The organism is Serratia sp. 2C06 (assembly GCF_050037615.1).
Classification (GTDB): Bacteria; Pseudomonadota; Gammaproteobacteria; order Enterobacterales; family Enterobacteriaceae; genus Serratia; species Serratia ureilytica.
In genome coordinates this window covers 2320427-2341310 of sequence record NZ_CP188299.1, presented here as the reverse complement: position 1 = coordinate 2341310, position 20884 = coordinate 2320427, and the positions used below count along the sequence as shown (strand labels likewise).

The 20884-nt window shown below is 59.3% G+C and carries 17 protein-coding genes and 6 tRNA genes; 21 read left to right on the top strand and 2 right to left on the bottom strand.

The genetic code is table 11. The annotated features are described in order from the left end of the window. Window positions 1–132 precede the first annotated feature (132 nt). From ACP3TA_RS11570 to ACP3TA_RS11535, 8 genes are all read left to right on the top strand, one after another. Window positions 133–1575 carry a carbohydrate-binding protein gene (locus ACP3TA_RS11570; protein ID WP_206196015.1) on the top strand — a complete coding sequence of 481 codons (1443 nt, stop codon included), beginning with the start codon at window positions 133–135 and terminating at the stop codon, window positions 1573–1575. Between the two features lie 283 nt (window positions 1576–1858). Continuing rightward, a complete protein-coding gene (asnB, locus tag ACP3TA_RS11565) occupies window positions 1859–3523 on the top strand; it encodes an asparagine synthase B (RefSeq protein ID WP_033642171.1) in 1665 nt (554 codons plus the stop codon). A gap of 218 nt (window positions 3524–3741) precedes the next feature. After that, window positions 3742–3818: transfer RNA gene (locus ACP3TA_RS11560), tRNA-Met, on the top strand. Window positions 3819–3834: 16 nt separating this feature from the next. Next, window positions 3835–3919, top strand: a tRNA-Leu gene (locus ACP3TA_RS11555). A gap of 30 nt (window positions 3920–3949) precedes the next feature. Further along, a tRNA-Gln gene (locus ACP3TA_RS11550) sits at window positions 3950–4024 on the top strand. A gap of 44 nt (window positions 4025–4068) precedes the next feature. Beyond that, window positions 4069–4143 (top strand) — tRNA-Gln (locus ACP3TA_RS11545). 41 nt (window positions 4144–4184) lie between these two features. Beyond that, window positions 4185–4261: transfer RNA gene (locus tag ACP3TA_RS11540), tRNA-Met, on the top strand. A gap of 4 nt (window positions 4262–4265) precedes the next feature. Further along, a tRNA-Gln gene (locus ACP3TA_RS11535) sits at window positions 4266–4340 on the top strand. An 88-nt stretch (window positions 4341–4428) separates the two neighbouring features. On the opposite strand, the gene ubiF is transcribed toward ACP3TA_RS11535, so the two are convergent. After that, window positions 4429–5610: a 3-demethoxyubiquinol 3-hydroxylase gene (gene ubiF / locus ACP3TA_RS11530; protein WP_033642170.1), complete on the bottom strand. Its 1182-nt coding sequence runs from the start codon at window positions 5608–5610 to the stop codon at window positions 4429–4431. A gap of 197 nt (window positions 5611–5807) precedes the next feature. Between ubiF and miaB the strand changes: the two genes are divergently transcribed. The 12 genes from miaB (at window position 5808) to ACP3TA_RS11470 (ending at window position 17486) form a co-directional block, all read left to right on the top strand. After that, a complete protein-coding gene (gene miaB / locus ACP3TA_RS11525) occupies window positions 5808–7232 on the top strand; it encodes a tRNA (N6-isopentenyl adenosine(37)-C2)-methylthiotransferase MiaB (protein ID WP_033642169.1) in 1425 nt (474 codons plus the stop codon). Between the two features lie 119 nt (window positions 7233–7351). After that, complete coding sequence (locus ACP3TA_RS11520) at window positions 7352–7687, top strand: zinc ribbon domain-containing protein YjdM (RefSeq protein ID WP_004939967.1); 336 nt, start codon at window positions 7352–7354, stop codon at window positions 7685–7687. A 258-nt stretch (window positions 7688–7945) separates the two neighbouring features. Next, on the top strand, window positions 7946–8977 hold the full coding sequence (locus ACP3TA_RS11515) for a PhoH family protein (protein ID WP_175403938.1): 1032 nt from the start codon (window positions 7946–7948) through the stop codon (window positions 8975–8977). After that, window positions 8974–9447, top strand: a complete 474-nt coding sequence (ybeY, locus tag ACP3TA_RS11510; protein ID WP_004939970.1) for an rRNA maturation RNase YbeY — start codon at window positions 8974–8976, stop codon at window positions 9445–9447. Before ACP3TA_RS11515 ends, ybeY begins: the two co-directional genes overlap by 4 nt. An 84-nt stretch (window positions 9448–9531) precedes the next feature. Continuing rightward, window positions 9532–10410: a CNNM family magnesium/cobalt transport protein CorC gene (gene corC / locus ACP3TA_RS11505; protein ID WP_025301851.1), complete on the top strand. Its 879-nt coding sequence runs from the start codon at window positions 9532–9534 to the stop codon at window positions 10408–10410. Window positions 10411–10417: 7 nt separating this feature from the next. Next, the gene (gene lnt, locus ACP3TA_RS11500) at window positions 10418–11947 is read left to right on the top strand and encodes an apolipoprotein N-acyltransferase (RefSeq protein ID WP_426784607.1); all 1530 of its coding nucleotides are present in this window, start codon (window positions 10418–10420) and stop codon (window positions 11945–11947) included. Between the two features lie 392 nt (window positions 11948–12339). Beyond that, window positions 12340–13236, top strand: a complete 897-nt coding sequence (locus ACP3TA_RS11495; RefSeq protein WP_253330681.1) for an amino acid ABC transporter substrate-binding protein — start codon at window positions 12340–12342, stop codon at window positions 13234–13236. 212 nt (window positions 13237–13448) lie between these two features. After that, the gene (locus ACP3TA_RS11490) at window positions 13449–14189 is read left to right on the top strand and encodes an amino acid ABC transporter permease (protein WP_004939979.1); all 741 of its coding nucleotides are present in this window, start codon (window positions 13449–13451) and stop codon (window positions 14187–14189) included. Beyond that, the gene (gene gltK / locus ACP3TA_RS11485; protein WP_015376945.1) at window positions 14189–14863 is read left to right on the top strand and encodes a glutamate/aspartate ABC transporter permease GltK; all 675 of its coding nucleotides are present in this window, start codon (window positions 14189–14191) and stop codon (window positions 14861–14863) included. The genes ACP3TA_RS11490 and gltK overlap by 1 nt, the downstream gene beginning before the upstream one ends. Then, window positions 14863–15588 carry an amino acid ABC transporter ATP-binding protein gene (locus ACP3TA_RS11480; protein ID WP_004939983.1) on the top strand — a complete coding sequence of 242 codons (726 nt, stop codon included), beginning with the start codon at window positions 14863–14865 and terminating at the stop codon, window positions 15586–15588. The genes gltK and ACP3TA_RS11480 overlap by 1 nt, the downstream gene beginning before the upstream one ends. 113 nt (window positions 15589–15701) lie before the next feature. Beyond that, the gene (rihA, locus tag ACP3TA_RS11475) at window positions 15702–16634 is read left to right on the top strand and encodes a pyrimidine-specific ribonucleoside hydrolase RihA (protein ID WP_072628193.1); all 933 of its coding nucleotides are present in this window, start codon (window positions 15702–15704) and stop codon (window positions 16632–16634) included. Window positions 16635–16781: 147 nt separating this feature from the next. Further along, window positions 16782–17486 (top strand): FMN-dependent NADH-azoreductase, encoded by a 705-nt coding sequence (locus ACP3TA_RS11470; RefSeq protein ID WP_426784606.1) that lies wholly within the window; start codon window positions 16782–16784, stop codon window positions 17484–17486. Window positions 17487–17526: 40 nt separating this feature from the next. Here ACP3TA_RS11470 and ACP3TA_RS11465 read toward each other — a convergent pair whose 3' ends face one another. Continuing rightward, complete coding sequence (locus ACP3TA_RS11465) at window positions 17527–18009, bottom strand: zinc ribbon-containing protein (RefSeq protein ID WP_025301844.1); 483 nt, start codon at window positions 18007–18009, stop codon at window positions 17527–17529. Window positions 18010–18294: 285 nt separating this feature from the next. Here ACP3TA_RS11465 and leuS point away from each other — a divergent pair, with 285 nt between their 5' ends. After that, window positions 18295–20877 carry a leucine--tRNA ligase gene (leuS, locus tag ACP3TA_RS11460; protein ID WP_033651151.1) on the top strand — a complete coding sequence of 861 codons (2583 nt, stop codon included), beginning with the start codon at window positions 18295–18297 and terminating at the stop codon, window positions 20875–20877. Window positions 20878–20884: the final 7 nt, after the last annotated feature.

Here is a 20884-nt window from a genome sequence, read left to right as displayed (position 1 = left end):
ATTTAATTCGTTCATGGCCGTAAAAGGTTTCAGCCTGCCTGCGTTAAAAATCCTCATTATAACGTTACGCCCCGCCAATAGCTGATATTGCCGGCGAGCGAAAAACCCTTACCCCTAATTAATGAGGCTACCATGAGCACAAATAACACGATTAATGCCGTCGCCGCCGATGACGCGGCCATTATGCCGTCTATCGCCAATAAAAAGATCCTGATGGGTTTCTGGCACAACTGGGCCGCCGGCGCCAGTGACGGCTATCAGCAAGGCCAGTTCACCAATATGAACCTGACCGACATTCCCGCCGAGTACAACGTGGTGGCCGTCGCCTTTATGAAAGGCCAGGGCATCCCGACCTTCAAGCCTTACAACCTGTCCGATGCCGAGTTCCGCCGCCAGGTGGGCGTGCTGAACAGCCAGGGCCGCGCGGTGCTGATCTCCCTCGGCGGCGCAGACGCGCATATCGAGCTGAAAACCGGCGACGAAGACAAGCTGAAAGACGAGATTATTCGCCTGGTGGAAGTCTATGGCTTCGACGGCCTGGATATCGATCTGGAACAGGCGGCGATCGGCGCCGCCAATAATAAAACCGTCTTGCCTGCGGCGCTGAAAAAAGTAAAAGACCATTACGCCGCCCAGGGGAAAAACTTTATTATCAGCATGGCGCCGGAATTCCCGTATTTACGCACCAACGGCACCTACCTGGATTATATTAACGCCCTCGAAGGCTATTACGACTTTATCGCGCCGCAATATTATAACCAGGGCGGCGACGGTATTTGGGTGGATGAACTCAATGCCTGGATCACGCAGAATAACGACGCCATGAAAGAGGACTTCCTCTACTACCTGACGGAAAGCCTGGTTACCGGCACCCGCGGCTATGCGAAGATCCCGGCGGCGAAATTCGTCATCGGCCTGCCGAGCAACAACGACGCCGCCGCCACCGGCTACGTGATCGATAAACAGGCGGTGTATAACGCTTTCTCGCGTCTCGACGCCAAAAACCTGTCGATCAAGGGCCTGATGACCTGGTCAATCAACTGGGACAACGGCAAGAGCAAAGCCGGCGTCGCCTACAATTGGGAGTTCAAGACCCGCTATGCGCCGCTGATTCAGGGCGGCGTAACCCCGCCGCCGGGAAAACCTAATGCGCCGACGGCGCTGACGGTCGCCGAGCTGGGCGCCACCTCGCTGAAACTGAGCTGGACCGCCGCCACCGGTACCTCACCGATCGCCAGCTACACCGTCTACCGCAACGGCAACCCGATCGGCCAAACCGCCGGTCTGTCGCTGGCCGACAGCGGTCTGACGCCGGCAACCCAGTACAGCTACTTCGTTACCGCGACCGACACCCTGGGCAATACCTCCCTGCCGAGCAGCGCGCTGACGGTCAAAACCGCCAATGACGGTACGCCGCCCGATCCGGGCGCGCCCGAGTGGCAGAACAACCACAGCTACAAAGCCGGCGACGTCGTGAGTTATAAAGGCAAGAAATACACCTGTATTCAGGCGCACACCTCCAATGCCGGCTGGACGCCGGATGCCGCGTTCACCCTCTGGCAGCTCATCGCCTAATCTCTAATCGATTGCCGGTCAAACTGGCCGGCAATCCCGCCATCACGCTAAAAATTGCATAATCGACAATTTTTTACGCCGATAACTGAAAATCCGTTAAAAACCTCAGCCACGCAAACAACTATTTCTCAGCGCAGGGCTAAAACGCTTGCATCCTCTGCAGCTTTTGGCGCATTTTCATAACCACAGCGCAGCAAAACCGCGTTATCGCTGATAAATCGGCAATGCTGCCCATAACAGTAAAAACAACATCACAGTCATAAAAGCCCGTTAGGAGAGTTGTATGTGTTCTATTTTCGGTGTGCTCGATCTGAAGTCCGATCCCGTTGAACTGCGTAAGAAAGCGCTGGAGCTGTCACGTCTGATGCGCCACCGCGGCCCGGATTGGTCCGGCGTTTACGCCAGCGACAAAGCCATTCTGGCTCACGAACGCCTGTCGATCGTCGACGTCAACAACGGCGCTCAACCGCTGTACAACGCTGCGCACACCCACGTTCTGGCGGTCAACGGCGAAATTTACAACCACCAGGCGCTGCGCCAACAGCTGAGCGACCGCTATGCCTTCCAGACCGGCTCCGACTGTGAAGTGATCCTGGCGCTGTATCAGGAGAAAGGCCCGGAGTTCCTCGACGATCTGCAAGGCATGTTCGCCTTTGCCCTGTATGACACCGAAAAAGACGCCTACCTGATCGGCCGCGATCACCTGGGCATCATCCCGCTGTATATGGGCCATGACGAACACGGCAACCTGTACGTTGCCTCGGAAATGAAAGCGCTGGTGCCGGTGTGCCGCACCATCAAGGAATTCCCGGCCGGCAGCTACCTGTGGAGCCAGGACGGCCAGATCCGCGAATACTATCGCCGCGACTGGTTCGATTACGACAGCGTCAAGGACAACGTGACCGACGCCGCCGCCCTGCGCACCGCGCTGGAAGAGTCGGTGAAAAGCCACCTGATGTCCGACGTGCCTTACGGCGTGCTGCTCTCGGGCGGGCTGGATTCCTCGGTCATTTCGGCGATCACCAAGAAGTACGCCGCGCGCCGCGTGGAAGATCAGGAACGCAGCGAAGCCTGGTGGCCGCAGCTGCACTCCTTCGCCGTCGGGCTGGAAGGCTCGCCGGATCTGCGCGCCGCGCAGGAGGTGGCCAACCATCTGGGCACCGTGCACCATGAGATCCACTTCACCGTGCAGGAAGGGCTGGACGCCATCCGCGACGTGATTTACCACATCGAAACCTATGACGTCACCACCATCCGCGCGTCGACGCCGATGTACCTGATGTCGCGCAAAATCAAGGCGATGGGCATCAAGATGGTGCTTTCCGGCGAAGGCGCGGACGAAGTGTTCGGCGGCTACCTGTACTTCCATAAGGCGCCGGACGCCCGCGAATTCCACGAAGAGACCGTACGCAAACTGCTGGCGCTGCACATGTTCGACTGCGCGCGCGCCAACAAGGCGATGTCCGCCTGGGGCGTCGAAGCCCGCGTGCCGTTCCTGGACAAGAAATTCCTCGACGTGGCAATGCGCATCAACCCGAAAGATAAAATGTGCGGCAACGGCAAAATGGAAAAACACATCGTTCGCGAATGTTTCGAGTCCTATTTGCCCGCCAGCGTGGCCTGGCGCCAGAAAGAGCAGTTCTCCGACGGCGTCGGCTACAGCTGGATCGACACGCTAAAAGAGGTGGCTGCGCAGCAAATTAGCGATCAACAGCTCGAAACCGCGCGTTTCCGCTTCCCGTACAACACGCCGACGTCGAAAGAAGGCTACCTGTACCGCGAAATCTTCGAGGAGCTGTTCCCGCTGCCGAGCGCCGCCGAATGCGTGCCGGGCGGCCCATCCGTCGCCTGCTCGTCCGCCAAGGCCATCGAGTGGGATGAATCGTTCAAGAAGATGGACGATCCTTCCGGCCGCGCCGTCGGCGTGCACCAGGCCGCCTATAAATAATCGTGCGGCATTTTCCCCGAGGCGGGCCTTTTGGCCCGCCTTTTTGTTGCCTTTTCCGCCCGCCAACTGCCTGAATTGCCGATTTTATCGCCATAATGTTCACAACCCAGACAAACGGCGCTTCCGGGCGCTTTTTCGGGAAAAAACTTGTTGACGCAAATCGGTCATATACGCATAATGCGCCCCGCAACGCCGATGAAGGCAAAGCAAAAAAAGAGGGCTACGTAGCTCAGCTGGTTAGAGCACATCACTCATAATGATGGGGTCACAGGTTCGAATCCCGTCGTAGCCACCATCTCTTTTTTGTATTTGCGGGAGTGGCGAAATTGGTAGACGCACCAGATTTAGGTTCTGGCGCCGCAAGGTGTGCGAGTTCAAGTCTCGCCTCCCGCACCATTTCTCTTCATCGTCGGCGCAGTATGTTGATGGGGTATCGCCAAGCGGTAAGGCACCGGTTTTTGATACCGGCATTCCCTGGTTCGAATCCAGGTACCCCAGCCATATTCTTTCGGGAACGGGGTTTCAACATAAGATTTGTTTGCAGGTGGGGTATCGCCAAGCGGTAAGGCACCGGTTTTTGATACCGGCATTCCCTGGTTCGAATCCAGGTACCCCAGCCATAACAAACTGCTTGCAAATCAAAGAAGTAAAAAGTAACATCGGCTACGTAGCTCAGCTGGTTAGAGCACATCACTCATAATGATGGGGTCACAGGTTCAAATCCCGTCGTAGCCACCATAATTGGGGTGTCGCCAAGCGGTAAGGCTCTGGTTTCTGATACCAGCATACCCAGGTTCGAATCCTGGCACCCCAGCCATATTTAGAAAAGCCCGCTTCGGCGGGCTTTTTGCTGTCTGCCGTTCAGCCAACCTTAAATAGGCCCAGCCACCGCTGAGCCCTGTCGGTTACAATCCCAAAGCGTACTTCAACGCATGCTCTTTCAGCTTACCCGCCCGCTGCGCGGCCATCAGCGCCAGATTGCGCGCCACGGTCAGCGGCGCCAGGTTATTGCTGAAGGCGGTATAGAACAGATCCATGCCGCTCTGCATCAACAGATTGTCGGTACGGCGGCGGCGTTGATAGCGCAGCAGCACCGCCTCGCCGCTCCAGTCTTCTCCCTGCTCCCGCGCCTCGCTCAGCACGTTCAGCAAGGCATCCACATCGCGATACCCCAGATTGACGCCCTGCCCGGCCAGCGGGTTGATGGTATGCGCCGCATCGCCCAGCAGCGCCAGGCCCGGCAGCACGTAGCGCTGCGCATGACGGCGCGTCAACGGGAACGATCCGGCGGCATGCACCTTGACCGGGCCCAGTCGCGCCGGAAAAGCGGCGGCGATCTCGCGCTCCAGCTGCGCCGGCGGCATCGCCTGCAGTTGGCGAATGCGCTGCGGGCTGTCATACCACACCAGCGACGCCCAGCTGTCGTACAGCGGCAGGAAAGCGCGCGGCCCTGACGGGAAGAAGCGCTGCCAGGTCACATCCTGCTGCGGCGCGCCGGTATCGACGGTGATCAACATGCACGCCTGACGATACTGCCAGCCATTGGTGCCGATCGCCGCCAGCTTGCGCACCTGCGAGTTGGCGCCGTCGGCGCCGACAACCAGCCGCGCCTGCAGCGTTTCACCGCTGTCCAGCGTCAGTTGCCAGGCCTTGTCCGCCCGCTGCAGCGATTGCAGCCTGGCGGGGCACAGCAGCGTCAAATTGGCGCACTGTGCGAACTGCTGCCACAGCGCCAGCTGCAAAATGCGGTTTTCCACCATAAAGCCCAACTCCGGCAGCCCCAGCGATAGCGCATCGAACGCCACGCGCGACGACGCCCATTCCCAGGTCTCCAGCCGGCGATACGGCACCGTGCGCATCGCCGTCACGGCGGGCCAGGCGCCGAGCTGTTTCAGCAGCCCCACCGAGGTGCAGCCGATAGCGGAAATGCGCAGGTCCGGCGGGCTTTGCGCCTCGAACGCCTGCGGCGCCTGATGTTCCAGCAACGCCACCGACCAGCCCGCCTGCGCCAGGCCCAGAGCCGCCGCCGCGCCGACCATGCCGCCGCCCACCACCACCGCGTCGTACCGATTTTGAGATGTCTTCATATTGGCTATGTTTTCTATGTGAATGCTCGCCATCCCACCCGACATGGCGTTTTGCGCAGTGTACCGGATTTTCGCTTCGGCTTCAGGTTGCATGCCATTTTCCCCCGCGCTGGTCACAACAGCGGCAAATGATTACAATACGCGCCCTGCATGTCGCGTAACGCAACTTTCGCTCCGCACTGAGTAATGGCAAGTCAATGACGAAAAAACTACATATCAAAACCTGGGGCTGCCAGATGAATGAGTACGATTCATCGAAAATGGCCGACCTGTTGAACAGCACGCACGGCTTCGAGTGGACCGACAACGCCGAGGAAGCGGACGTGCTGTTGCTGAATACCTGCTCGATCCGTGAAAAAGCGCAGGAAAAAGTTTTCGCCATGCTGGGGCGCTGGCGCTTGCTGAAAGAGAAGAACCCGTCTGTCATCATCGGCGTCGGCGGTTGCGTGGCCTCGCAAGAAGGCGAACTGATCCGCAGCCGCGCGCCTTGCGTCGACGTGGTATTCGGCCCGCAGACCCTGCACCGCCTGCCGGAAATGATCAACCACGTTCAGGGCACCCGCAGCCCGGTGGTCGATATCAGTTTCCCTGAGATCGAAAAGTTCGACCGCCTGCCGGAGCCGCGCGCCGAAGGCCCGACCGCGTTCGTGTCGATCATGGAAGGCTGCAACAAATACTGCACTTTCTGCGTGGTGCCATACACCCGCGGCGAGGAAGTGAGCCGCCCGAGCGACGACGTGCTGTTCGAAATCGCCCAACTGGCGGCGCAGGGCGTGCGCGAAGTCAACCTGCTCGGCCAAAACGTCAACGCGTACCGCGGCGCCACGCATGACGGCGATATCTGCTCGTTCGCCGAACTGCTGCGCCTGGTGGCCGCCATCGACGGCATCGATCGCATTCGCTTCACCACCAGCCACCCTATCGAGTTCACCGACGACATCATCGCGGTGTACGAAGACACGCCGGAGCTGGTCAGCTTCCTGCACCTGCCGGTGCAGAGCGGTTCGGATCGCATCCTGACCATGATGAAACGCGCCCATACCGCGCTGGAGTATAAGGCGATTATCCGCAAGCTGCGCAAGGCGCGCCCGAACATCCAGCTCAGCTCCGACTTCATCGTCGGTTTCCCGGGCGAGAGCCAGGCCGACTTCGAACAGACCATGAACCTGATCGCCGACGTCAACTTCGACGTTAGCTTCAGCTTCATCTATTCGTCGCGCCCCGGTACGCCGGCGGCGGACATGGTTGACGACGTCAGCGAAGAAGAGAAAAAACAGCGGCTGTATATTCTGCAGGATCGCATCAACCAGCAGGCGCTGCAGTTCAGCCGCCGCATGCTCGGCACCGTCCAGCGCATTCTGGTGGAAGGCACCTCGCGCAGAAGCGTGATGGAGCTGGCCGGGCGCACGGAGTGCAACCGTGTGGTAAACTTCGAAGGCACGCCCGACATGATCGGCCAGTTTGTCGACGTGGAAATTACCGAGGTGCTGACCAACACCCTGCGTGGCGCAGTGGTGCGCACCGAACAGCAGATGGATCTGCGCGTACATGAATCCCCGCAGTCGGTGATCGCCCGTACCCGCAAAGAAAACGCGCTGGGCGTCGGCATTTACCAGCCCTGACGCCGCGGCGGCTCGCATTATCGCCGCCCGTTCGCGCTACTCCTTACCGTTTCTCCGCCGGGCGTCCGCGCCCGGTGATGTTCTTTTTTTATTTTTTATTGTTGAAGAGGCGACATAACATGCAACTCCCACACTGCCCGAAGTGCAACTCCGAATACACCTACCAGGACAATGCCCTGTTCATCTGCCCTGAGTGCGCCCACGAGTGGAGCGACAGCGCCCCGGCGGAAGATCAGGACGCGCTGATCGTCAAAGACGCCAACGGCAACCTGCTGGCAGACGGCGACGCGGTCACCGTGATCAAGGACCTGAAGGTTAAAGGCAGCTCCTCGATGCTGAAGATCGGCACTAAGGTGAAAAACATTCGTCTGGTGGAAGGCGACCACAACATCGACTGCAAAATCGACGGCTTCGGCCCGATGAAACTGAAATCCGAGTTCGTGAAAAAGAACTGATTCTCGGCGGCCTTGTTCTGTGATGACGCGGCGGGCTTTGCGCCCCGCCGCGTTTTTTCCTTATCTTCCCTTGAATTCCGCCGACGGCGCACAGATAGATCAGCGGTAAACTTGCGCCGTTGCGGCGCACCATGAATAATTCAAGAAAGAGAGTATTCAGGCTCGCCCTGAACGCGCGCGTCCCGGACGCGCTATGTGACATCAACCAGGCCCGATGTGACCTAGAGGAATAGTTTGAACGTCGCAACACAAGAAATTATGTTGGAGCCCGCAGACAACCAGCGTTTGCTCAGCCTGTGCGGCCCGTTTGATGACAACATCAAGCAACTCGAGCGCCGATTGGGCATCGAAATCAATCGTCGCGAAAACCGCTTCAAGCTGGTCGGCAAAAACCTGTGCGTGGTCGCCGCCGCCGATATCCTGCGCCATCTGTACGTGGATACCGCGCCGATTCGCGGCGTGATCCCGGATATCGATCCGGAGCAAATCCATCTGGCGATCAAAGAGAGCCGGGTGCTGGAACAGGTGGCGGACAGCGTGCCGGATTACGGCAAGGCGGTCACCATCAAAACCAAGCGCGGCATGGTGAAACCGCGCACGCCTAACCAGGCGCAGTACATCGCCAACATTCTCGATCACGACATCACCTTCGGCATCGGCCCGGCCGGTACCGGCAAAACTTACCTGGCGGTCGCCGCCGCGGTGGATGCGCTGGAACGCCAGGAAATTCGCCGCATTCTGCTGACCCGTCCTGCGGTCGAAGCCGGCGAAAAACTGGGCTTCCTGCCGGGCGATCTGAGCCAGAAGGTCGATCCTTATCTGCGCCCGCTGTACGACGCCCTGTTCGAAATGCTGGGCTTCGAGCGCGTGGAGAAGCTCATTGAGCGCAACGTGATCGAAGTCGCGCCGCTGGCCTATATGCGCGGCCGTACGCTGAACGATGCCTTTATCATTCTGGATGAGAGCCAGAACACCACCATCGAGCAGATGAAGATGTTCCTGACGCGCATCGGCTTCAACTCTAAGGCGGTCATCACCGGCGACGTCACCCAGATCGACCTGCCGCGCAACCAGAAATCCGGCCTGCGCCACGCGGTGGAAGTGCTGTCGGACGTGGAAGAACTGAGCTTCAACTTCTTCCACAGCGAAGACGTGGTGCGCCACCCGGTGGTGGCCCGCGTGGTCATCGCTTATGAGGCCTGGGAAGCGGCCGAACAGAAACGCAAAGACGCAATTGCCGAACAACGTAAGCGCGAGGCGCTCGCCGCCTCCGAGCAGGAGACACCATGAGTCAGGTGATTTTGGATCTGCAGATTGCCTGTGAAAGCAGCGACGGCCTGCCGGATGAAGCCACGTTCCAGCGCTGGCTGGAAGGCGTGCTGCCGCAATTTCAGGAAGAGGCCGAGGTGACCGTACGTCTGGTGGACGAAGCGGAAAGCCACGAGCTGAACCTGACCTATCGCGGCAAAGACAAGCCGACCAACGTGCTCTCTTTCCCGTTCGAGGCTCCGCCGGGCATCGAACTGCCGCTGCTCGGCGATCTGATCATCTGCCGCCAGGTGGTTGAACAGGAAGCGATTGAGCAAGGCAAGGCGCTGGAGGCCCACTGGGCGCATATGGTTGTCCACGGCAGCCTTCATCTGCTAGGGTATGACCACATCGAAGACGATGAAGCCGAAGAAATGGAGTCTTTGGAAACCGAAATCATGCACGGACTGGGCTATCCTGATCCGTACCTGGCGGAAAAAGACCCCGTCTGACGTCAGCCGTTTACCTTACAGCCCCTAACGGGGCTGTCGCTGACGCCCCTTAACTCTGACATGAGTGACAGTAACGAAAACGCCATGAGCGACGACCATTCACAAAGCAATGACAGCCCCAGTCCCAAGAAGGGGTTCTTTACTCTTATCCTTAACCAGCTGTTCCACGGCGAACCCAAAAACCGTGGCGATCTGGTCGAGCTGATCCGTGATTCCGAACAAAACGACCTGATCGATCCCGATACCCGCGACATGCTGGAAGGCGTGATGGATATCGCCGAACAGCGCGTGCGCGACATCATGATCCCTCGCTCCCAGATGGTGACGCTCAAGCGCAACCAGACGCTGGAAGAGTGCCTGGACGTGATTATCGACTCCGCCCACTCGCGCTTCCCGGTGATCAGCGAAGACAAAGATCACATCGAAGGCATCCTGATGGCCAAGGATCTGCTGCCGTTCATGCGCGCAGACTCCGAGCCGTTCAGCATCGACAAGGTGCTGCGCACCGCAGTGGTGGTGCCGGAAAGCAAGCGCGTCGACCGGATGCTGAAAGAGTTCCGCTCCCAGCGCTATCATATGGCGATTGTCATTGACGAATTCGGCGGCGTGTCCGGCCTGGTCACCATCGAAGATATCCTGGAACTGATCGTCGGCGAGATCGAAGACGAATACGACGACGAAGACGATCTGGATATCCGCCAGCTCAGCCGCCACATGTACACCGTGCGCGCGCTGGCCCCGATCGAAGACTTCAACGACGCCTTCGGCACCCATTTCAGCGACGACGAGGTCGATACCATCGGCGGTCTGGTGATGCAGGCCTTCGGCCACCTGCCGGCGCGCGGGGAAACCATTGAAATCGAAGGTTACCTATTTAAAGTTGCCATGGCCGACAGTCGACGTATTATCCAGGTTCATGTGAAAATTCCGGACGATTCTCCACCACCGAAACTGGAAGATTAAATCCAACATGGCTAAAGCCTCATTACTTGAACGCCAGCGGGTTCGCGCCCTGCTGGCGCTGTTGTCAGGTGCCGGCGGGACGCTGGCGTTCTCGCCCTACGACTTCTGGCCCGCGGCCATCGTCTCCCTGTTCGGCCTGCTGGCCGTCACCCTCAATCGCACCACCAAACAGTCCGCCCTGCTTGGCTTTGTCTGGGGCTTCGGGCTGTTCGGCAGCGGCATCAACTGGGTGTATGTCAGCATCGCTGATTTCGGCGGCATGCCCTTCGCCGTCAACGTTTTCCTGGTGGTGCTGCTCGCCGCTTACCTGTCGCTGTATACCGGGCTGTTCGCCGGGCTGCTGACGCGCCTGTGGCCGGCTACCCGCTGGTGGCGGCTGGCCATCGCCGCGCCGGCGCTGTGGCAGGTGACCGAATTCCTGCGCGGCTGGGTGCTGACCGGCTTCCCGTGGCTGCAGTTCGGCTACAGCCAGATCAACGGCCCGCTGAAAGGCATCGCGCCGCTGCTGGGCGTCGACGCCATCACCTTTGTGCTGATGGCCATCGCCGGCCTGCTGGTGTACGCCGTCAATCAGCGCCGCCTCTCGGCAGCCGTGATCGCCGCCGCGCTGCTGCTGTTGCCGTGGCCGCTGCGCCAGCTGCAGTGGTTTACTCCGCAGACGGATAAAGCGGTGAATGTCGCCATGGTGCAAGGCAACATCGCTCAATCGATGAAATGGGATCCGAAAGCGCTGGTCAGCACGCTGCAAACCTATCTGGACGAAACCCGTCCCTACATGGGTAAGGCACCGATCGTCATCTGGCCGGAATCCGCCATCCCGGATTATGAAGCCAATCAGAACGGTTTCCTGACGATGATGGACGACCTTATGCGGGCGAAGAACAGCAGCCTCATCACCGGCATCGTCGACGTGCGCGCCACGCCGCAGGGCCAGCAAATCTACAACAGCGCCATCGTGCTCGGTGAACCGACGCCGTACAGGTACCCGGCCAACGATCGCTACAACAAGCACCACCTGGTGCCGTTCGGCGAGTTCGTACCGCTGGAGACGCTGCTGCGGCCGCTGGCGCCGTTCTTCGACCTGCCGATGTCCTCCTTCAGCCGCGGCGACTACGTGCAGCCGCAGCTCAGCGTACGCGGCTACAACCTGACGGCGGCCATCTGCTACGAAATCGTGCTGGGCCAGCAGGTGCGTGATAACTTCCGCCCGGACACCAACTTCCTGCTGACCATCTCCAACGATGCCTGGTTCGGCCACTCCATCGGCCCGTGGCAGCATTTCCAGATGGCGCGCATGCGGGCGCTGGAGCTCGGCCGACCGCTGCTGCGCAGCACCAACAACGGCGTTACCGCCGCGGTGGATGCGAACGGCGAGGTGATCGCCGAGATCCCGCAGTTTACCCGTCAGGTGCTCGAAGTGAAGGTCACGCCGACCACCGGCGTCACGCCTTACGCACGCTTCGGCGCCACGCCGCTGTGGGTGATAACCCTGCTGCTGGGCGGCTGGGCGCTGATGTTGGGCCTGCGCCGCAAATAGTCCTTCTCGCCGGGGCGCGCCCGCCGCGCCCCGCGTTCTCGTCACTGTCCCCTCCTTGGTCAGAAAACGCCGTTAAATCAACGCGGCTGGCACACTCCTTGCTTTAACTATGGTGACATCGCGCGCCGATTTACTTTTGCTGACGTTTTGTCGCACCTGTGCACATTTTGGGTGCATTGAGCGCACCACGCGGGGGCGTCAGGGTTTCGTTGCATTGATTTGGTGCGCGCGGCGTCTCAAAAAATGAAACATTTTAGTTTCAAGGTATTCACAATCGGTTATTTTTTAACGGCTATCCGTTCTAAGACTATCTTTATAACTTGAGCAATAAATAGTCGATTTAACCTGACGCTCTTTAGTCAGAGCCACCACAACAGCAAAGGAGTTGGACCATGCAAATGCGTAAATTGGCGTTATCGTTACTGCTGCTCGGTATGGCAGGTAGCGTGGCGCATGCGGAAGACCTGACCGGTACGCTGAAGAAAATCAAAGACAACGGCGTGATCGTTGTCGGCCACCGCGAATCGTCAGTGCCCTTTTCCTACTACGACAACCAACAAAAAGTTGTGGGCTACTCTCAGGACTACTCCAACCAAATCGTTGAAGCCGTTAAGAAAAAACTTAATGCACCGAATCTGCAGGTGAAAATGCTGCCGATTACCTCGCAGAACCGCATCCCGCTGCTGCAAAACGGCACCTATGACTTCGAGTGCGGCTCCACCACCAATAACCTCGAGCGCCAAAAGCAGGCCGCCTTCTCCGACACCATTTTCGTGGTCGGCACCCGTCTGCTGGTGAAAAAAGGCTCCGACATCAAAGACTTTAAAGACCTGGCCGGTAAGCCGGTGGTGGTCACCTCCGGCACCACCTCCGAAGTGCTGCTGAACAAGCTGAACGACAGCGACAAAATGAACATGCGCATCATCAGCGCCAAAGACCACGGTGACTCCTTCCGCACCCTGGAAAGCGGCCGCGCGGTGGCCTTCATGATGGACGATGCCCTGCTGGCGGGCGAGCGCGCCAAGGCCAAGAAGCCGGATCAGTGGGAAATCATCGGCACGCCGCAGTCGAAAGAAGCCTACGGCTGCATGCTGCGCAAAGACGATCCTGAGTTCAAAAAGCTGGTCGATGACACCATCGCCCAGGCGCAAACCTCCGGTGAAGCGGCCAAGTGGTTTGACAAATGGTTCAAGCAGCCTATTCCACCGAAAAACCTCAACATGAACTTCGAACTCTCGGACGACATGAAGCAGCTGTTCAAAGAGCCTAACGACAAAGCGTTGAACTAAATAGAACAAGAGCCGGGGCGGCCGCAGGCCAAACCGGCCCAGTTGATGACTGGGACAGACAGGTATGAGGGGGGCCGTTCCCCTCCCTCATTTTCCCCAACGCGCATCACCGATCTCCGCACACAACAAGCCAGCCAGACTGGCCGCACGGCGATCGGCGCTCATCAAGTCATCAATCTTCGGCGCCCTGCGCCCGTTTACCGGAGTTTGTTATGTCAATAGATTGGAACTGGGGTATCTTCCTGCAGCAGGCCCCGTTTGGGAACACCACTTACCTCGGCTGGATTTGGTCCGGCTTTCAGGTCACGGTGGCCCTCTCCGTCTGTGCATGGATTATCGCTTTCTTCGTCGGTTCGCTGTTCGGTATCTTGCGTACCGTGCCCAACCGCTTTCTTTCCACTCTCGGCACCTGTTACGTCGAACTGTTCCGTAACGTGCCGCTGATCGTGCAATTCTTTACCTGGTATCTGGTGATCCCCGAGCTGCTGCCGGCCAATATCGGCACCTGGTTCAAGACCGAGCTGGATCCCAACGTGCAGTTCTTCGTCTCTTCCATGCTCTGTCTGGGGCTGTTTACCGCCGCCCGCGTTTGCGAGCAAGTGCGCGCCGCCATTCAATCCCTGCCGCGCGGCCAGAAAGCCGCCGGGTTGGCGATGGGCCTGACGCTGCCGCAAACCTACCGCTACGTGCTGTTGCCGAACGCCTACCGGGTTATCGTGCCGCCGATGACCTCGGAGATGCTCAACCTGGTCAAAAACTCCGCCATCGCCTCCACCATCGGACTGGTGGACATGGCCGCACAGGCCGGCAAGCTGTTGGATTACTCCGCACACGCCTATGAATCCTTTACCGCCATTACGCTGGCTTATATCGGCATCAACGCCGTGATCATGCTGTTTATGCGTCTGGTCGAAAAGAAAGTGCAGTTGCCTGGCAACCTGGGGAGTAAATAATGTACGAATTTGACTGGGCGTCGATCGTCCCAAGCTTCCCTTATCTGCTGCAGGGCATGGCGATCACGCTGAAGATCACCGTGACCGCCATCGTGGTCGGCATTCTGTGGGGCACCGTGCTGGCGGTGATGCGTCTGTCGCCGTTCAAGCCCATCAGCTGGTTCGCCACCCTGTATGTTAACCTGTTCCGCTCGGTGCCGCTGGTGATGGTGCTGCTGTGGTTCTATCTGGTGGTTCCAAGCTTATTACAACAGGTTCTAGGCCTGTCGCCGAAAACCGATATTCGCCTGATCTCGGCTATGGTAGCCTTTTCCCTGTTTGAAGCGGCCTATTACTCGGAAATCATCCGCGCCGGTATCATCAGCATCTCGCGCGGCCAATCCTCCGCCGCGTTGGCGCTGGGCATGACGCATTGGCAATCCATGCGGCTGGTGATCCTGCCGCAGGCGTTCCGCGCCATGGTGCCACTGCTGCTGACCCAGGGCATCGTCCTGTTCCAGGATACCTCGCTGGTTTACGTACTGAGCCTGGCCGACTTCTTCCGCACCGCATCGACCATCGGCGAACGCGACGGCACCCAGGTTGAAATGATCCTGTTCGCCGGCTTTGTCTATTTTGTTATCAGCCTCGCCGCCTCGGCGCTGGTAAGCTATTTGAAGAAAAGGACTGTTTGATGATATCCCTGAAAAATGTTTCCAAGTGGTACGGTCACTTTCAAGTGTTGACCGATTGCACCACCGAAGTGAAAAAAGGCGAAGTGGTCGTCGTCTGCGGTCCTTCAGGCTCCGGCAAGTCCACCCTGATCAAAACCGTCAACGGCCTGGAGCCGATCCAGCAGGGAAGCATCCTGGTGAACGGCACGCCCGTTAACGACAAGAAAACCAACCTGGCGCAGCTGCGCGCCAAGGTCGGCATGGTGTTCCAACACTTCGAGCTGTTCCCGCACCTGTCCATTATCGACAACCTGACGCTGGCGCAGGTAAAAGTGCTCAAGCGCGACAAGACCGCCTCACGCGAGAAGGGCCTGAAGCTGCTGGAACGCGTCGGCCTGTCCGCCCATGCCAACAAGTTCCCCGGTCAGCTCTCCGGCGGCCAGCAACAGCGCGTCGCCATCGCCCGCGCGCTGTGCATGGATCCGATCGCCATGCTGTTCGACGAACCGACCTCGGCGCTCGATCCGGAAATGATCAACGAAGTGCTGGACGTGATGGTCGAGCTGGCGAACGAAGGCATGACCATGATGGTGGTGACCCACGAAATGGGCTTCGCCCGCAAGGTGGCGAACCGCGTGATCTTTATGGACGAAGGCAAAATCGTCGAAGACCGCAACAAAGACGATTTCTTCAACAACCCCGAGTCCGATCGCGCCAAGGACTTCCTCGCCAAGATCCTGCACTAAGTTCTCGCTATGCGCCCCGCCAGGGGCGCATCTTTTCTCCCGGCACGAAAAGCGCTTGTATCTCCTCGTTTTTGATCCGATGCTCGCCGGATAACAAACAGAGGAGAAAGAACATGCCCCGCCCTATTATCATCGATTGCGATCCCGGCCTCGACGACGCCATCGCGCTGGCTATGGCGCTGCGCTCGCCGGAGCTGGACATCAAAGCCATCACCACCTCCGCCGGCAACCAGACGCCGGAAAAAACCCTGCACAACGCGCTGGGTCTGTTGACCCTGATGCAGCGCGAGGACATCCCTGTCGCCGCCGGCGCCGCTCGCCCGCTGATGCGCGAGCTGGTGATCGCCGACTATGTCCACGGCAAAACCGGCATGGGCAACACCCACCTGCCGACGCCGGCCCTCAAACCCGATCCCCGCGGCGCCGTCGAGCTGATCGCCGACCTGCTGCGCGCCAGCCCGCAGCCAATCACCCTGGTGGTGACCGGCCCGATGACCAACATCGCCCTGCTGTTGGCCCAGCACGCCGAGCTGAAAAGCCGTATCGAGCGCATCGTGTTTATGGGCGGCGGCATGAATGCCGGCAATACCACGCCGGTGGCGGAATTCAATATCTTCGTCGATCCCGAAGCCGCCGAGATGGTGTTGAAATCCGGCGTGCCGCTGACCATGGCTGGGCTGAACGTCACCCATCAGGCGCTGGTGCTGCCGCAGGATATCGAGCGCATTCGTCAGATAGCCAATCCGGTCGCGCAGGCGGTGGCGGAGATGCTCGATTTTTACCTGCCGCTGTATCTCAGCCACCCGCGCGGCCTGCCTGGCGCGGCGATGCACGATCCCTGCACCATCGCCTGGCTGCTGGCGCCGCAGCTGTTTACCGGCGTTGAACGCTGGGTCGGTGTGGAAACCAAAGGGGAGTACACCGTCGGCATGACGGTGGTGGACTATTTCCAGCAAACCGGCAACGCGGCCAACGTGGAAGTGCTGACCGGCATCGATCGCGCAGGCTTTATCGATCTGCTGGCCGAGCGCGTCGCGCGTTATTAATCCTCTCGGGGCGCGCTCGCGCCCTCATTCAATTTTTTTGATTTAACTCAGCGAATTTTTGCGCTATCACTGTTGATGGCTTGCCTCTACCATGCGTTTACACCGATTGACATCGTTACCGATTACACTTCGCCTGGAGATAAGCCAATGAGCCGCGTACTGGTCCTGAAATCAAGTATTCTGGGTGAATATTCCCAGTCTGGAAAATTAGTCGATTTTTTTGTTGAACAATGGCGTGAAGCTCACCCAGAAGACACCTTCACCGTGCGCGACTTGGCCAACCCAACGCTGCCGGAGCTGGATGGCGAAGTGATGGCTGGCTTTACCGCCGGCGACAAACCGCTGACGCCGCATCAGCAGAGCACCCTGGCGCTGTCCGATGAGCTGATTGCCGAGCTGAAGTCGCACGACACGCTGATCATCAGCGCCCCGATGTACAACTTCAACATTCCAACGCAGCTGAAAATCTACTTCGATCTGATCGCCCGCGCCGGTCAGACGTTCCGCTACACCTCCGCCGGCGCCGAAGGGCTGGTGACGGGCAAAAAAGCGATCGTCATCTCCAGCCGCGGCGGCATCCACGCCGACACGCCGACGGATCTGATCACGCCGTACGTGAAGCTGTTCCTGGGCTTTATCGGCATCACCGACGTTGAATTCGTACTGGCGGAAGGCTTCGCCTACGGCCCGGAAGCGGCAGAGAAAGCCGCTCAGGACAGCCGCATCGCGGTCGCGCAGAAAATCCCGGCCGGCGTCGCCGTACCAGCCAGCGCACCGGCGCAGGCGCAAGCCGCCCCGGCAGCCGTCAGCGGCGGTTTCCTGAGCAACTTGCTGAAGAAACTGTTCCGTTAAACGCCGGCCTTAGCGTTCTCCGCCCTGGCGGGGAACGTCATCAAGGTTCAAACGGCCGGCGCTGGAACTGGTCGTGACCGCATTTCGGGCAAAGCGGCAGCACCTCCGGCGTGTAGAACGCCAGGTGGTAATGGCACTGCTCGCACACCAGATTGCCCAGCCCCACCACTTCACCGCTGTGGTAAACGCCGTGGTGGCTGACATCCTTGAACACCTCGCGCCACTCCAGCTGGGTTTTGTCGGTGATATCCGCCAGTTCCTGCCACAGGCTCTCTTTGATCACCCGCATAAACACGCTGTCGGTAAACTCGTCCCGGCTTTCCTGATAGCTGCGGGCGAACTCTTCCAGATCGCGCCGCACCGCCTGCGTCACCTGCCGCACCTCGTCGCGGGTCAGATCTTCGGCCTCGTTCAACCGCCGCTCCGCGCTGGCCACCAGTTCGTCGATATCGCGTTCGCCGTTTTTCAGACGTTCGGTCAGCGATGCCACCAATTCGCGGTAATACTGAGCAACCTTGTTCATAGACTCTCCTCGATAAACGCTGCGCCGGACTTGGCCATGGGGATACCCTTAAGCTACTTGTTCTTACTTTAGCCGTAAATGACTGATGTCACTTGGCAAGACGCGGGATCCGCAGGTTGTGAGCCGCGTCATGGCGGCGTTTTTTTTAAATGCGCCGAGTCAGGCGCTTGGAGTTGTTGCCGGGAGGTCTTATCAGCTATGCTATGCGGATCTACGAATACTAAATGTTCATTGTGTTGCCTCTGACCGGGGCAACGGTTTACACCTACAGGACCACCGGCCGCCATGCAAGAGCAATACCGTCCAGAAGACATAGAATCGAACGTACAGCTTCACTGGCAAGAGAAGCAGACTTTCAAAGTTACCGAAGACGACAGCAAGGAAAAGTACTACTGCCTATCCATGCTGCCTTACCCGTCCGGCCGACTGCACATGGGCCACGTTCGTAACTACACTATCGGCGACGTGATCTCGCGCTATCAGCGCATGCTGGGCAAAAACGTACTGCAGCCGATCGGCTGGGATGCGTTCGGCCTGCCGGCGGAAGGCGCGGCGGTGAAAAACAACACCGCGCCGGCCCCGTGGACCTACGACAACATCGAATACATGAAGAACCAGCTGAAACTGCTGGGCTTCGGCTACGACTGGGATCGCGAAATCGCCACCTGCCAGCCGGAATACTACCGCTGGGAACAGTGGTTCTTCACCAAGCTGTATGAAAAAGGCCTGGTCTACAAGAAGACCTCGGCGGTGAACTGGTGCCCGCACGATCTGACCGTGCTGGCCAACGAACAGGTTATCGACGGCTGCTGCTGGCGCTGCGACACCAAGGTCGAGCGTAAAGAGATCCCGCAGTGGTTCATCAAAATCACCGCCTACGCCGATCAGCTGCTGAACGATCTGGACACGCTGGAAAGCTGGCCGGAGCAGGTGAAAACCATGCAGCGCAACTGGATTGGCCGCTCCGAAGGCGTGGAAATCACCTTCGACGTGGCTGGCAGCGAAGAGAAGCTGACGGTTTACACCACCCGTCCCGACACCTTCATGGGCGCCACCTACGTGGCGGTCGCCGCGGGCCACCCGCTGGCGCAACAGGGCGCGCGCAACAACCCGGCGCTGACCGACTTCATCGACGAATGCCGCAACACCAAAGTGGCCGAAGCCGAAATGGCGACGATGGAGAAGAAAGGCATGCCGACCGGCCTGTTCGTTGTCCACCCGCTGAGCGGCGAGAAGCTGCCGGTGTGGGTCGCCAACTTCGTGCTGATGGAATACGGCACCGGCGCCGTGATGGCGGTGCCGGCGCACGACCAGCGCGACTGGGAATTCGCCACCAAATATGATTTGCCGATCAAACCGGTGATCCTGAACCTCGACGGCAGCCAGCCTGACGTGAGCGCCGAAGCGATGACCGACAAAGGCGTGCTGTTCAACTCCGGCGAGTTTGACGGTCTGGACAACGAAGCGGGCTTTAACGCCATCGCCGACAAACTGGTCGCCAAAGGCGTCGGCCAGCGCAAGGTCAACTACCGTCTGCGCGACTGGGGCGTTTCCCGTCAGCGTTACTGGGGCGCGCCAATCCCGATGGTGACCCTTGAAGACGGCACCGTGATGCCGACGCCGGAAGACCAACTGCCGGTGATCCTGCCGGAAGACGTGGTCATGGACGGCATCACCAGCCCAATCAAGGCCGACCCTGAGTGGGCGAAGACCACCGTCAACGGCCAGCCGGCGCTGCGCGAAACCGACACCTTCGACACCTTTATGGAGTCTTCCTGGTACTACGCGCGCTATACCTGCCCGCAGTACGACCAGGGCATGCTGGATCCGGCCGCCGCCAACTACTGGCTGCCGGTCGATCAATATATCGGCGGTATCGAGCACGCCATCATGCACCTGATGTACTTCCGCTTCTTCCACAAGCTGATGCGCGATGCGGGCCTGGTGGATTCCGATGAGCCGGCCAAGCGCCTGCTGTGTCAGGGCATGGTGCTGGCCGACGCCTTCTACTACACCGGCAACAGCGGCGAGCGCGTCTGGGTATCCCCGGTTGACGCCACCGTCGAGCGCGATGACAAAGGCCGCATCATCAAGGCCACCGATCCGCAAGGCCGTGAACTGGTCTATGCTGGCATGAGCAAAATGTCGAAGTCGAAGAACAACGGCATCGACCCGCAGGAGATGGTGGAAAAATACGGCGCGGACACCGTGCGTCTGTTCATGATGTTCGCTTCACCGGCAGAAATGACGCTGGAGTGGCAGGAATCCGGCGTGGAAGGGGCTAACCGCTTCCTGAAGCGCGTATGGAAACTGGCCTACGATCACGTGGAAAAAGGCGCGGTGCAGCCGCTGGACGTGGCGTCGCTGAACGAAGAGCAGAAAGCGCTGCGCCGCGATCTGCACAAAACCATCGCCAAAGTGACCGACGATATCGGCCGCCGCCAGACCTTCAACACCGCGATCGCCGCCGTGATGGAGCTGATGAACAAACTGGCCCGCGCGCCGCAGGAGAGCGAGCAGGATCGCGCGCTGCTGCAGGAAGCGCTGCTGGCCGTCGTTCGCATGCTGTATCCGTTCACCCCGCACGTGTGCTTCGCCCTGTGGCAGGCGCTGGGCGGCGAAGGCGACGTGGACACCGCGCCATGGCCGGTTGCCGACGAGCAGGCGATGGTCGAGGACTCCAAGCTGGTGGTGGTGCAGGTGAACGGCAAGGTTCGCGCTAAAATCACCGTATCTGCCGATGCGACCGAAGAGCAAGTGCGTGCGCGCGCTGCCGAAGAGCATCTGGTGGCTAAATATCTGGACGGCGTCACGATTCGCAAAGTGATCTATGTTCCGGGCAAACTGCTTAACCTGGTTGTGGGTTAACACAAGG

Coding starts and splice junctions, on each gene's coding strand:
- miaB (WP_033642169.1), top strand. CDS start 5,808: ATGACGAAAAAACTACATATCAAAACCTGGGGCTGCCAGATGAATGAG.
- gltK (WP_015376945.1), top strand. CDS start 14,189: ATGTACGAATTTGACTGGGCGTCGATCGTCCCAAGCTTCCCTTATCTG.
- leuS (WP_033651151.1), top strand. CDS start 18,295: ATGCAAGAGCAATACCGTCCAGAAGACATAGAATCGAACGTACAGCTT.
- ybeY (WP_004939970.1), top strand. CDS start 8,974: ATGAGTCAGGTGATTTTGGATCTGCAGATTGCCTGTGAAAGCAGCGAC.
- rihA (WP_072628193.1), top strand. CDS start 15,702: ATGCCCCGCCCTATTATCATCGATTGCGATCCCGGCCTCGACGACGCC.
- asnB (WP_033642171.1), top strand. CDS start 1,859: ATGTGTTCTATTTTCGGTGTGCTCGATCTGAAGTCCGATCCCGTTGAA.
- lnt (WP_426784607.1), top strand. CDS start 10,418: ATGGCTAAAGCCTCATTACTTGAACGCCAGCGGGTTCGCGCCCTGCTG.
- ACP3TA_RS11490 (WP_004939979.1), top strand. CDS start 13,449: ATGTCAATAGATTGGAACTGGGGTATCTTCCTGCAGCAGGCCCCGTTT.
- ACP3TA_RS11515 (WP_175403938.1), top strand. CDS start 7,946: ATGTTGGAGCCCGCAGACAACCAGCGTTTGCTCAGCCTGTGCGGCCCG.
- ACP3TA_RS11570 (WP_206196015.1), top strand. CDS start 133: ATGAGCACAAATAACACGATTAATGCCGTCGCCGCCGATGACGCGGCC.
- corC (WP_025301851.1), top strand. CDS start 9,532: ATGAGCGACGACCATTCACAAAGCAATGACAGCCCCAGTCCCAAGAAG.
- ACP3TA_RS11480 (WP_004939983.1), top strand. CDS start 14,863: ATGATATCCCTGAAAAATGTTTCCAAGTGGTACGGTCACTTTCAAGTG.
- ACP3TA_RS11520 (WP_004939967.1), top strand. CDS start 7,352: ATGCAACTCCCACACTGCCCGAAGTGCAACTCCGAATACACCTACCAG.
- ubiF (WP_033642170.1), bottom strand. CDS start 5,610: ATGAAGACATCTCAAAATCGGTACGACGCGGTGGTGGTGGGCGGCGGC.
- ACP3TA_RS11495 (WP_253330681.1), top strand. CDS start 12,340: ATGCAAATGCGTAAATTGGCGTTATCGTTACTGCTGCTCGGTATGGCA.
- ACP3TA_RS11470 (WP_426784606.1), top strand. CDS start 16,782: ATGAGCCGCGTACTGGTCCTGAAATCAAGTATTCTGGGTGAATATTCC.
- ACP3TA_RS11465 (WP_025301844.1), bottom strand. CDS start 18,009: ATGAACAAGGTTGCTCAGTATTACCGCGAATTGGTGGCATCGCTGACC.